This window comes from Leptospira congkakensis (assembly GCF_004770265.1).
Classification (GTDB): Bacteria; Spirochaetota; Leptospiria; order Leptospirales; family Leptospiraceae; genus Leptospira_A; species Leptospira_A congkakensis.
This window is the reverse complement of the sequence record NZ_RQGQ01000016.1, coordinates 55853-67313: the sequence shown is the minus strand read 5'-3', so window position 1 is coordinate 67313 and position 11461 is coordinate 55853. Positions and strand designations below refer to the sequence as shown.

At 39.9% G+C, this 11461-nt stretch carries 14 protein-coding genes; 6 read left to right on the top strand and 8 right to left on the bottom strand.

Annotated features, from left to right (window positions below; all coding sequences use genetic code 11):
- Positions 1-180 carry a hypothetical protein gene (locus EHQ70_RS18690; protein ID WP_108959948.1) on the bottom strand — a complete coding sequence of 60 codons (180 nt, stop codon included), beginning with the start codon at positions 178-180 and terminating at the stop codon, positions 1-3.
- A 157-nt stretch (positions 181-337) separates the two neighbouring features.
- Between EHQ70_RS18690 and EHQ70_RS10730 the strand changes: the two genes are divergently transcribed.
- The 5 genes from EHQ70_RS10730 to EHQ70_RS10710 all read left to right on the top strand — a co-directional run bounded on the left by EHQ70_RS10730 (position 338) and on the right by EHQ70_RS10710 (position 3658).
- Positions 338-1267 (top strand): hypothetical protein, encoded by a 930-nt coding sequence (locus tag EHQ70_RS10730; RefSeq protein ID WP_135586271.1) that lies wholly within the window; start codon positions 338-340, stop codon positions 1265-1267.
- 44 nt (positions 1268-1311) lie between these two features.
- Positions 1312-1680 (top strand): hypothetical protein, encoded by a 369-nt coding sequence (locus EHQ70_RS10725; protein ID WP_135587180.1) that lies wholly within the window; start codon positions 1312-1314, stop codon positions 1678-1680.
- A complete protein-coding gene (locus tag EHQ70_RS10720) occupies positions 1673-2086 on the top strand; it encodes a SufE family protein (RefSeq protein WP_135586269.1) in 414 nt (137 codons plus the stop codon). Before EHQ70_RS10725 ends, EHQ70_RS10720 begins: the two co-directional genes overlap by 8 nt.
- Positions 2087-2160: 74 nt before the next feature.
- Complete coding sequence (locus EHQ70_RS10715; protein WP_135586267.1) at positions 2161-3342, top strand: serine hydrolase domain-containing protein; 1182 nt, start codon at positions 2161-2163, stop codon at positions 3340-3342.
- A gap of 4 nt (positions 3343-3346) precedes the next feature.
- Positions 3347-3658, top strand: coding sequence for a hypothetical protein (locus EHQ70_RS10710; protein ID WP_135586265.1), 312 nt, complete (start codon positions 3347-3349; stop codon positions 3656-3658).
- Positions 3659-3661: 3 nt separating this feature from the next.
- Here the strand turns inward: EHQ70_RS10710 and EHQ70_RS10705 are convergent, their stop codons facing one another.
- The 3 genes from EHQ70_RS10705 to EHQ70_RS10695 are packed head-to-tail and all read right to left on the bottom strand — an operon-like array spanning position 3662 to position 6756.
- Positions 3662-4579 carry an energy transducer TonB gene (locus EHQ70_RS10705; RefSeq protein WP_135586263.1) on the bottom strand — a complete coding sequence of 306 codons (918 nt, stop codon included), beginning with the start codon at positions 4577-4579 and terminating at the stop codon, positions 3662-3664.
- On the bottom strand, positions 4560-5585 hold the full coding sequence (gene ruvB, locus EHQ70_RS10700; protein ID WP_135586261.1) for a Holliday junction branch migration DNA helicase RuvB: 1026 nt from the start codon (positions 5583-5585) through the stop codon (positions 4560-4562). The genes EHQ70_RS10705 and ruvB overlap by 20 nt, the downstream gene beginning before the upstream one ends.
- Before the next feature lies 1 nt (position 5586).
- Entirely contained in the window at positions 5587-6756 is a 1170-nt protein-coding gene (locus EHQ70_RS10695; protein WP_208729537.1) for a trypsin-like peptidase domain-containing protein, read from the bottom strand.
- 123 nt (positions 6757-6879) lie between these two features.
- On the opposite strand from EHQ70_RS10695, the gene EHQ70_RS10690 reads away from it, so the two are divergent.
- Positions 6880-7437, top strand: a complete 558-nt coding sequence (locus EHQ70_RS10690) for a DJ-1 family glyoxalase III (protein ID WP_135586257.1) — start codon at positions 6880-6882, stop codon at positions 7435-7437.
- Between the two features lie 78 nt (positions 7438-7515).
- On the opposite strand, the gene EHQ70_RS10685 is transcribed toward EHQ70_RS10690, so the two are convergent.
- Genes EHQ70_RS10685 through EHQ70_RS10670 form a run of 4 tightly spaced genes read right to left on the bottom strand, consistent with a single transcriptional unit; the run spans position 7516 to position 11458 of the window.
- On the bottom strand, positions 7516-7872 hold the full coding sequence (locus EHQ70_RS10685; RefSeq protein ID WP_135586255.1) for an STAS domain-containing protein: 357 nt from the start codon (positions 7870-7872) through the stop codon (positions 7516-7518).
- Between the two features lie 43 nt (positions 7873-7915).
- Complete coding sequence (locus EHQ70_RS10680; RefSeq protein WP_135586254.1) at positions 7916-9517, bottom strand: carboxyl transferase domain-containing protein; 1602 nt, start codon at positions 9515-9517, stop codon at positions 7916-7918.
- A gap of 1 nt (position 9518) precedes the next feature.
- Entirely contained in the window at positions 9519-10424 is a 906-nt protein-coding gene (locus EHQ70_RS10675) for an alpha/beta fold hydrolase (protein ID WP_135586253.1), read from the bottom strand.
- 2 nt (positions 10425-10426) lie between these two features.
- A complete protein-coding gene (locus tag EHQ70_RS10670) occupies positions 10427-11458 on the bottom strand; it encodes a GlmU family protein (RefSeq protein ID WP_135586252.1) in 1032 nt (343 codons plus the stop codon).
- Between the last annotated feature and the right edge of the window lie 3 nt (positions 11459-11461).

The following is an 11461-nucleotide window of genomic DNA, read 5'->3' as shown; positions in this document are numbered from 1 at the left end:
TTACAATTCGGTGATATTCGCAGATCCGCACATTGGACAGATCAATTCCCAAGAATCAAGGTATTCGTCCTCCCCTTCGGCTTCCCAACGGTGGTCACAATCCTCACAAGCATACGTTACGACGTCTTCATTGAGGCTATCTGCATCGAATTCGTCATCATCTAAAAAGTCATCTTCCATACCCTTCTCACTAAATCACAAAGAAAAAGCCGTGTCAAGTGGGGAGGGCAAAAAAAAATGGGAACCAACGATGGCGATTTACTCCCGGTACGAACCGCACAGAAAGAAGAAATCAAAGACACCGCTATTTCTATTGGTTTTAGCGCTTGGTCTGTCCGTGTTAGGGTTTACCTATAGAAAAGAAATTTATTTTCTTTTTGCAAAAGACCAAAGTGTCCGAGCGGAAAAAACCAAAGAAAAAACGATCGAACTCTGGAAATCGGGAAACCTGAAAGAAAAAGATATCGAAGACTTCCAATCGATTGCAACCACCTATTCAGAAAAAGATCCAACCGATCCTGTAGCCTTTCATTTGATTGCTCGGAGTTTGTTTTGGAATTTATATCGGATCGGAATTTATTTTGACCACGACAGTTTGATTTTACATTTAGGATCCGAGTTCCAAGATTTTATTGGATCTTCGGTTCTTGCAGATTCCACTTTGGATTCTGTATTTTGGAACGCAAGGACAGCTGAGTCTTTTTCTTCTTCTCCATTTTCTGATTGGGAAAACAACAAGGTATTATTGTTTCTGGGAGAAACTCACCGCCATGTCAAACGGCCACAAGTTTTGATTCAGGAATATGGAAATTTGGATCGTTCTAAACTTTCCCCAGAGTTCCAAACCGTTTATATTTGGTTGCTCACCTTCAACACGATGTTAGCTGGTGATGCAGGTGGACTCGATAAACTCATCACCATCACAAAAGATCCAACCTACAAAGCAGGTATCCAATTCACACCAAGGGAAGAAAATTTTTTACGTGGTCTTGGAAAGTATTATAAAAAAGATTATGTGGGAGCTTTGTCACTTCTCAGACAAGCGAAGTCAAACAATCCAGACCGAATCACAGAAACTTCCATCATCACGGAAGCCACAATCTTTCACTTACAGAATCTTTCCCAAAAAGGAATTGATCTTTTAGAAGACTTTTATCTTTCTACAGGCAAAAAAAATCCAGAGATTCCCATCCTCATTGCTAAGATGATAGTGGAAAAACCCGGAATCAAATCGAAACTAGATCTAACGCCGGAAAAAAAAGAATGAAAGATTTTTTCCAAACATTCATCAAACTTTTTTTAGTACTGTCTATGAAGCGATTCACAAGCAACATTTTATTTTTTATAATCATCCTCATGTCTTTTTCTGACTGTGGATTATTTTATAAAGGTGTTCCCAAAGCAGGAGAGTTTTGTTATGTGCTCGCGAAACCTCCCGAATGTTTGTATGTAGACTTCGAATCCAAAAAATTAATTTGGAACAATGTAGAGTATGTATTGGAAGAAAAACTTCGAATGGATTATTTTTTTAAATCCAATGATGAGTTGTATGAACTCACAGTCTCTACGGTGAACCGTGTAGAACTAAAAAATCTAACCACAGCAAACTTTAATCAATTCTATATGAGAAAAAAAGATAAGTTTGTCGAGATGCAAACTCCGGATGCCAAACATGAGTAAGTCCATTGAGGAAATCCAAAAAGAAATCATAGCAGAGTTTGCCGATCTTACCGATTGGGAAGAAAAGTTCCAATACCTTATTGAGTTAGGTGAAGAACTCCCTCCCTATCCTGATGAAAAACGAACGGAAGAATATATAGTCCCTGGTTGCCAATCAAAGGTTTGGGTCGCACCGAAACTCGAAGTTGGGAGATTGGAGTTTGATGCAGATAGTGATACAGCTCTTACAAAAGGACTAATCGCAATTCTAATACGCGTATTTTCAGGACAATCTCCGAAAGATATAGCGGATGCCTCACTTGGTTTTATCGAAGAAGTGGGACTCGCAAAGTTTCTTTCCATTTCAAGAAGAAACGGACTTTTTTCTATGGTACAAAAACTAAAAGGATACGCAGAAAAAGTTTAATCCCTTTCTTTTTTCCTTTGCAATCTGATACAACCTCCTTTAGAATTTTGAATCGAATCTGATTAAGGAATTCTATGAAACGAAGTCTTATCTTTCTTCTTTTATTTACGTTCATTCACTGTGGCAAAGACCTTTCTCCCTTTGGTGGTGAACCTGAAGTTGTAACACTAAACCCTCGATTGAAACCAGAATGGCCAAACCCTAACTGGAAAGTAGTTTCCCCTGAATCCGTTGGTGTTTCTTCCAGCAAACTCAAGTTAGCAGAAGAATATGCCTTCACAAGAACTGGAGATGAAACAGATAGAAAAGGAAGAAGGACCGATGCACTTGTTATCTTAAGAAATGGAAAACTAATCTATGAAAAATATGCGAGAAATTTTTCCGAAGACAAAGTCCATCTAACTTGGTCGGTTTCTAAAAGTATTTTACAAACCATGTATGGGATCGCTGTCAAACAAGGTCTTGTTAAATTAGACGATCCTGGTTATTATCATTACGAACCCTTAAGCCGTGATGAAGCTCATAAAAAAATTACCATCCGACACCTCCTCAATATGTCTTCCGGACTTGCCGCCGAAGAAGGATATGAAAGTGGTCCACTAAAATCATCCGTAATTGCAATGTTGTACACAAGAGGTCGTAAAGATATGGGTTCCTTTTGTGCAAGTCTTCCCCTCCGCGCGGAACCAGGAACACAAGTTTATTATTCTAGCTGTGATACCAATATCCTTTCTGCCATTTTGAAAAAAGTATACGGAGCCGAAGAATACGACAAACTCCCTTTCGAAAAAATCTTCAAACCACTTGGAATCACAAATGTGACTTTTGAAAGAGATGGGTCTGGAACTTATGTTGGTTCTTCCTATCTTTATATGACTGCCAAAGACTTAGCAAAAATCGGATATTTATATTTGAACGATGGAATTTGGAACGGTGAACGTTTGTTACCTGAAGGTTGGGTGCAGTTCACTAGAACTCCTGCCCCTGGGTATAAAACCACACCTTTTTCTGAAGACCTAGACCAGGACAATTACACGGCTCATTGGTATGCCAACACTGGAGTTCCTGAAAGAGGAGTTCACGAACCTTGGCCAGATGCTCCCAAAGATACCTTTGCCGGCCTTGGACATTGGGGACAAATGTTGTATGTAATTCCAAGTCTAGATTTAATCATTGTTCGATTTGGAGATGATCGCGAAAAAGCGTTTATCAAAAATGATTTTTTAAAATTAGTAAAAGAGTCGGTAATTCGGTAACCATATGAAAAGAAAAATCTCTGTTATCCTTTCTTTGTTATTTTTATTTGTTTTGTTTTGGGCACAATGGAACTGGAAACATTTATCTAGTTTTCCATCCATCATCTCTAGTTTTTATTCAAAAGAATACTGTAGTTGTTACTTTGTAATGCAACTCTCCGAAGAACAATGCCATGACTTTGCTCGCCAGTGGGTTCCGATCAGTGAATTCAAACTGGATAAAGAAAATATGTCGGTGACTGTGAAAGGACTTGGACGAAGCAATACGGCAAAATATCTCTCAAAGGAGTATGGTTGTACTCTTGTGACCGATTAACAACTAACGATAGTATCGCATTCCTGGAAAAATAAAGTTAATTCCAAAGATAAGACCTTTGGATTTAACTTCTTCAGGAACTGGACCAAAGTTCTGGCCTTTGATGGAATCCATACAGGCTTGGTCTACTACCACTTGACCTTGCGAAGAAACCAAACGAACATCCAACACTTGACCTTGTTCACTTAACATAAACAAAACTTTTGTTTCCCCTTCTTTGATTCCTTCCCTTGCCACAACACCTGCTATATCTCGGTAAGCATAGTTTCCACCACCTGGTGGAGCAAAAGATTCCTCAATTCGTTTCAACATGTTTTTAAAGTAATAATAACCTGCTAACTGTTTGGTGGGGATAGTGAGAGCCTTTGCTCCGTCCCATCGAAACAAAAAGTCCTGTTGGAATCTATAGTTAAAAGGAATTTTTGTCATTTGTCCGGAACTTGCAGATTGGTTCGGACTTTCTTCTGAATTAGAATTAGTTTTAGGATCTGCTTTAAAAATCCCTACTTCAAAAAGTTCTTCCTCTTTGGATTGTTCTGATTTGGGTTGGGCTTTACTCGGAGTGGAAGCAGAACTTCCCATGATGAATTCACGAAATTGTGTCAGAGTGTGGAATCCTTGTTTTTCTGTGATACCACCACCTCCCGACGAATCCTTGTTAGAGAGAGCTTTGTACTCATCTTTTTTGTCTGGATTGATGAACTGTTGTTCGACGAGAACTTCGTAAATTTTTTCCTGTTCTTTTTGCCCTAACATTTCCGAAGCTTGTTCTTCAGCCAACATCTTCCAAAGCATATTCCTTGTGATGAGATGAGCGAGTACAAAGGATGCAATGAGGATGACAAAGGTGAAGGCGAAGAAAAGTCTACGTTCCCCTTCTTCCTTTTCAGGCAATCGGAAATCAAAAGAGAGTTGGGCCATTTTCGCGATTTTCCCCGGTATTTCCAGTATACACAAGTCCCAAATGTTCGTAAGCCTTTTTCGTAGCCACTCGACCTTGTGGTGTGCGGTCAATTAGGCCCACTCGGACGAGGAATGGCTCGTATGTGTCTTCTAGAGTCCGTTCTTCCTCCCCGAGAACCACGGCAATGGGTTTGATGCCCACAGGCCCACCACCGTAACGATTGATGAGGATGTCCAAAATTTGTCGGTCCACAACATCGAGGCCTAAATGATCCACGCCCATCCTATCAAAAGCAAATCGGCAAGTTTCTAAACTGACTGATGTTTCATTTCTAACTTCTGCAAAGTCCCGAACTCGTTTCAAAAGGTGGTTGGCAATCCTAGGAGTTTTTCGGCTTCGTTTTCCAATTTCGAAAGCAACCCCTTCTCCAAGAGAAACACCGAGAAGTTTGGCAGAACGATCCACGATGATTTGCATTTCCCCATCAGTATAAAAATCAAGTTTTAGATGGATTCCAAATCTTGTCTTTAGGGGTTCACTGACTAGACCGGAGCGAGTGGTGGCACCAACAAGGGTAAAGGGCTGGAGTTGGATCTGGAGGGCATTGGCAGTGACACCTTCCCCAACAACAAGATCCACAAAGAAGTTCTCCATCGCAGGATAGAGCAACTCTTCCTGTTTTTTGATAAAGCCGTGGATTTCGTCGATAAAAAGTACTTCGTTGGTTTTGAGTAAGGTTAGGAACCGAACAAGATCCGCACCCTTGGAGATGGCTGGAGCGGAAGTGGGAGTGAAGGCCACTGCGAGTTCATTGGCAATGATATTGGCGAGTGTAGTTTTGCCAAGGCCCGGAGGACCTGAAATCAAAACATGGTCGAGGGGGCTCTTTCGTTTCCGAGCCGCCTCCACGTAAACCGAGAGATTGGCCAAAACCTCTTTTTGTCCGATAAATTCGGATAATTTAGTAGGGCGAAGGCTAGGTTCATCTTCGCCCGGTTGGATCCAATCTTCTCTTAAACTCACCTCAATTTGGTTTCTGCTCCGGAGTGATGGAAGTCAAGATTTCATTTTTATTTCGAATGATTTTTATCTCAATTCGTTTCCCAATTTTGGAAGATCTCACAAAACCAATGAGTTCTTCTGGTGTTTGGATTTGTTTTCCACCCATTTCCACAATCACATCAAATAATTTTAAGCCAGCTTTGTCTGCAGGAGATCCTTTCATGATCTGGCGAACAATGGCACCTTTTGTGTCTTTGAGTTTGAGTTGTTCTACATCTTCTTCATTGATAGCATCAAGACCGACACCAATCCAAGGACGAGTGACTTTCCCGTTGGTTTTGATTTCTTCGGCAACTCGGCGCGCTTCATTGATCGGAATCGTAAATCCAATCCCGACAGATCCGCCAGATTGAGAAGCGATCATACGATTGATCCCAATCACTTCCCCTCGGATGTTGAGAAGTGGGCCTCCACTATTTCCTTGGTTGATGGCAGCGTCAGTTTGGATATAAGAAAGTCCTGACGAATCGATTCCCCCGCGTTGGACAGCAGAAACAACTCCCACAGTAAAGGAATGTTCAAATCCAAGTGGAGCCCCAATCGCGATGGCCCAGTTTCCCACTTTTACTTTATTGGAATCAGCAAGTACAATCGGACGAAGTGTTCCCTTCGGAGCATCTATCTTGAGTAAGGCGATGTCCATGGTTTCGTCAGAACCAATGAGTTTTGCTTCAAAGGTTTTTTGATTTTTAAATTTCACCGTGAGTTTGTCCATGTCTTTGATCACATGGTGGTTGGTCATAATATAACCTTCTTCGTTAAGAACAATACCGGAACCAAGACCAGATTGTTTTTGTTTCATCACACGACTTGATCCACCACCTGGGCGTCCAAAAAAATGATCAAAATACGGATCACCCGAAAATGGATGTTGTTGGACATTCACTGTCCTTTCTGTGGCAATCGAAACCACACTGGGAGATACTTTATCAAATACTTCTTGGAAGGCATCTTCCAAAGCAACAGCCTGTGTTTGGGCCGGTGACAATTTATCAGTCCCATCTGCTTTTAATTGCAGAGGATTTTCAGATGAATTTCCGCAAGTGAGGATGGGTGACAAAAAAGTTCCCAAAAGTAAAAAACTAAAAGCGATCGCAAGGTAACGTAATGGATTCGTTTTTTTATTAATCATAGACAATAAACACTCTCTCCTACTATATAAGACCCCCAGAGTTCCAGGAAAGTTCTCATTTCTTGGGATCGTTTTTTTACAAAAAAACTTGAACATTTTGTTTCAAACCAAACTAGTCTTAGTATGGCAAACCGTGTTTTGATCCCCCTCTGTCCAGGCTTCGAAGAAATGGAAGCCATCATCCTCATCGATGTTTTGAGAAGAGGAAATGTGGAAGTAATCTCTGCTGGAAAATCAAAAGATCCCATCTTAGCTTCCAGAAAAACCCTTCACTTAGCAGATCAAATTTTTTCAGAAATCATTCCCAGCGAATTTGATGCCATCATCCTTCCAGGGGGTCTTGAAGGAACGAAACAACTCATGAATGATCCAGAAATTAGTAAAATTCTAAAATCATTCCAGAGGGAAATAAAAATGATTGGTGCCATTTGTGCCGCGCCGAGCGTACTTCGTAATTTGGATATCATTACTGGTGATGATCCTTATACAGCCTTTCCTTCCTCTAATGATTTGGCAAAAGGAAAAGGTGGGAAGTATACAGGGGAAAGGATTATTTCACATAACAATATCCATACGAGCATTGGCCCTGGTTCTGCGTTTGAATTTGCTTTGTATATTTTAGAAAAATTGGAAGGAAAAGAGGTGATGGAAACGGTGAAAGCCGCGTTACAACTGCCTTAAGTAGAAAAATGTAAATGTCAAAAGATTGATTCTGTTACCAAACAGGTAAGGTGAAATTCATATGTATTGTGAAGTCATTCATTCAGTAGATTCTCTTTCTTTGACAAGAGAGAGGACAGCATTTTCTTCCGTATCAAAAACTTCCAAATGACTTTCCATTCCAGTGAGTTTGAATACCTTAGCCACCGAACCATGAACACTACAGACTTTTAAGTTTCCGTGGTATTTTTTGAGTTTGTACATGGCAGTCACCAAAGTTCCGATTCCGGAACTATCCATAAAGGGAACTTTTTCCAAGTTCACCACAATTTCATATTGGTGTTTATGCATTTTATCATCCAGAATGTCTTTCAATTCTTTTGCATTGTACAAATCAACCTCACCTTCAATGGTGATAATGGCGACTTGGTTAGATGACTTCTCTTGGATGATCATTTGTAATTAGTTTGCATTCCGAATGAGAATGAAAAGTCAAAAATTACATTCGAAAGACACCAAATGGTTTTCTTTCTTCTTTCCTTCGACTGAGGACAGACAAGGCCCTTCCTAAAACTTTCCTTGTATCTGCAGGATCAATGATCCCATCATCCCAAAGGCGAGCAGAACTATACACAGCCGAAGACTTCTTTTCATAGTCTTCTAAAATTGGTTTTTTAAAAGTCGCTTCTTCATCGGCTTGGATGGATTCTCCAGCTGCTTCCTTTTGGTCTTTTTTCACAGTCCAAAGAACGTTGGCCGCTTGTTCTCCACCCATCACAGAAATTCGTGCATTGGGCCACATCCATAAAAATTCGGGGGCAAAGGCACGACCGCACATTCCATAATTCCCCGCACCATAAGAACCGCCAGTAACGATAGTTAGTTTGGGAACCGTTGTCGTAGAAACTGCATTTACCATTTTGGCACCGTCACGAGCAATTCCATTGTTTTCGTATTTTTTTCCCACCATAAACCCTGTGATATTTTGTAGGAATAAAAGTGGAATTCGTCTTTGGTCACAAAGTTCAATAAAATGAGAAGCTTTGAGTGCGGATTCGGAAAACAAAACTCCATGATTGGCAATGATTCCAACAGGATATCCATACACTTCAGCAAATCCAGTTACGATCGTTGTGGCATACAACCTTTTGAATTCATGAAACCTGGAACCGTCCACAATCCTTGCAATGATTTCTCTTGGATCATAAGATTTACGGGAATCACGTTCAATGATTCCATAAATTTCTTCTGTTGGGTATAAAGGTTCTTCTGTTTCTTTAGGGAGGGTTTCTGTTTTAAGATTTAGATTTTTGACGATAGAACGAGTAATTTCTAATGCATGAAAATCATCTTCTGCATAGTGGTCTGTCACTCCCGATACACGACAATGTACGTCAGCACCACCTAACTCTTCACCCGTGACCACTTCTCCTGTGGCAGCTTTGACAAGTGGTGGACCGCCAAGGAAAATAGTTCCATTTCCTTTCACAATCACTGACTCGTCAGACATAGCCGGAATATAAGCACCACCCGCAGTACAAGACCCCATAACAACCGCTATCTGTGAAATTCCTTTAGCACTCATCCGAGCTTGATTGAAAAAAATTCTACCGAAGTGGTCTTTGTCTGGAAATACTTCATCCTGCATGGGTAAAAATGCCCCACCAGAATCCACTAAATAAATACAAGGAAGAGAATTGTTTTCGGCAATCTCTTGGGCACGAACATGTTTTTTAACCGTGAGAGGATAGTAGGTTCCTCCTTTGACCGTCGCATCATTGGCAACAATCATACAGTCGATACCTTCCACCTTTCCAATTCCAGTGATGATCCCTGCCGAAGGAACTGGATCAGAATAAACCCCTTCTCCCGCAAGCCCGCAGATCTCCATAAATTCCGTTCCCGCATCAATGAGTTCGGCAATTCTTTCTCTTGCGGTAAGTTTTCCTCTGGATTTATGTTTTTCAAGGGCCTTTTTACCGCCACCTAACTTTACATTATCGATAATTTTACGAATGGGTACAATGGTTTCCAAATATGCCGTACGATTGGCAACAAAATCAGATGTATTTGGGTTTGTTTTGGAGATGATTCTTTCCATATTAATCCTTATTTTGTTTATTAAAATGAAAGGTTTTTGTTTTTTTATGTGAAAAGGAATCTACAAAGTAGTGGAGTTTTTCAAAAATCACCTCTGGACATTCTTCCATTGGCAGATGTTTTGCAGGAAGGAAAACAAGGCTACTAGTTCGAAGGGTTTCCTTCATATACTCTGTTTGCGATGGAGAAATTCGAAAATCTTCTTCTCCTAAATAAATTTGACGTAGGCCCACAAAGTTTTTGGCACCTTCTTCAATTTCTCTGAGAGCATGTGTGGAACGATCCACATTACGAACGAACTCCAAAGTGTTTTTTCGCGCCTTACCTTCGAATAACAAATGATACATTGTCTTTTCCCATTCGTAAGTTAATAGGTGAGTTTTTTTAACCAAAAATAATTTAAAAAACAATCTAAGCAGTGGCGGACGAAACAAAAACGAAAAAATTTCACCAACTAACGGCAAACGTAAAAAATGTAAGGGAAAATAAAATCGAAACTTAGGTAAGTTCATAAATCCACCCAAAATGGATAGGGATTTATACTGAATTGCATGTTCTTTGAAAGTGAAACAAAGAATAGGAAGTGCATAATCAAAAGCCACAACATGGACTTTTTTATCTCCAACAACTTTCTCTAAAAATGGAGCCAAATAATGAGCTTGGAGTCTATGAGAGAGAGGACCATCGGGTCTTGTGCTAAATCCCGTTCCTAAAAAATCAAGGGCAATCACTCGATAATGAGTGGATAATAAATCTACCAACTTTCGATAGTTATACGATGTAGTCAAAAAACCTGGCAAAAGAAGAATGATTTCTTCTCCCTTCCCTTCATCTAAATAGAAAAAACGTAATTCATCAATTTCTACTGTTTTTCCAGAATTGATATGTTCTAACAAACTGGGTGTCATGTTTACTCCGCAAAACTTCCATATAACTTTCTCAAATATTCATCTTCAAATTCAAAAAGATTCATACCACGACGAGCCATAATTTTTTTTGTATCAAAAAGGAACTCTTCTAACCGGTAACGCCCACCGGGTTTGATCCAAGTGAATGCAGGAACATAACCTTGGATTCTGGATTCAACGATATTACTTGCGATATCAAACACGGTTCCTGTATTCGACATCACACCAATTGCTAGTTTTGTAAAGGGACCAATAAGAGATCCAAACTTAATGGTACCAGTATTAACTATTGAGTCACCTATATTTAGTTTTACGATTCCATAATTGTTTTTTAAATCACTGGTGGTAGACAGTGCTCCCAAGTTGACCCAAGCAGAAACAAAACTATGACCAAGAAAACCTTCATGGTGTTTGTTGGTGTAATCCAAAATAATAGAATTTTCTACTTCCCCACCAATCCGACATTGGTTTCCAATAAGACAACCACCCGTGATCCGAGCATTATCAATTTGGGTATTTTTTCCTACAAAAAGCGGGCCTTCTAAAAAACTAAACGAAGAAATTTTGGCTCCATCTTCGATGAGAATAGGGCCGTGAGTTGTATCAAAAACAACACCAGGATACACCGTTGCCCCCGGATGGATGTAGAGATGTTTTTCTTTTCCAACAATAGAAAACCCAGATTGTTTTGCTTTGTATTTTTGGCGAAACCGTTTCCAATCTTTTTCTAAATTGAGTGTGTCTTCAATGATAGAAGTGACCGTGCCCAGTAGTTCCCAAGGCAAATAGGAATCAGAACTATAAATCGAATCATAGGTTTCTAAGTTTGCAGGCAAAACATGTGGGTATCTATGAAAGATCAGTTTTTCAAATTCTAAGTTAGGGCCTTTGTAATAAATTTTTGCCCCAGGGTATTTACGTTCTAGTTTTTCAAGTAAGGTGATTCCACCTAGATTCCATTCAAAAAAAGAATGAAATCTAGATAAAGGTTGGAGAGACGGATTTCTCTGAGAATCATCAAGTAGGAGATTCACTGT

Coding starts and splice junctions, on each gene's coding strand:
- EHQ70_RS18690 (WP_108959948.1), bottom strand. CDS start 180: ATGGAAGATGACTTTTTAGATGATGACGAATTCGATGCAGATAGCCTC.
- EHQ70_RS10725 (WP_135587180.1), top strand. CDS start 1,312: ATGAAGCGATTCACAAGCAACATTTTATTTTTTATAATCATCCTCATG.
- EHQ70_RS10720 (WP_135586269.1), top strand. CDS start 1,673: ATGAGTAAGTCCATTGAGGAAATCCAAAAAGAAATCATAGCAGAGTTT.
- EHQ70_RS10715 (WP_135586267.1), top strand. CDS start 2,161: ATGAAACGAAGTCTTATCTTTCTTCTTTTATTTACGTTCATTCACTGT.
- EHQ70_RS10710 (WP_135586265.1), top strand. CDS start 3,347: ATGAAAAGAAAAATCTCTGTTATCCTTTCTTTGTTATTTTTATTTGTT.
- EHQ70_RS10705 (WP_135586263.1), bottom strand. CDS start 4,579: ATGGCCCAACTCTCTTTTGATTTCCGATTGCCTGAAAAGGAAGAAGGG.
- EHQ70_RS10695 (WP_208729537.1), bottom strand. CDS start 6,756: ATGATTAATAAAAAAACGAATCCATTACGTTACCTTGCGATCGCTTTT.
- EHQ70_RS10690 (WP_135586257.1), top strand. CDS start 6,880: ATGGCAAACCGTGTTTTGATCCCCCTCTGTCCAGGCTTCGAAGAAATG.
- EHQ70_RS10685 (WP_135586255.1), bottom strand. CDS start 7,872: ATGATCATCCAAGAGAAGTCATCTAACCAAGTCGCCATTATCACCATT.
- EHQ70_RS10680 (WP_135586254.1), bottom strand. CDS start 9,517: ATGGAAAGAATCATCTCCAAAACAAACCCAAATACATCTGATTTTGTT.
- EHQ70_RS10675 (WP_135586253.1), bottom strand. CDS start 10,424: ATGACACCCAGTTTGTTAGAACATATCAATTCTGGAAAAACAGTAGAA.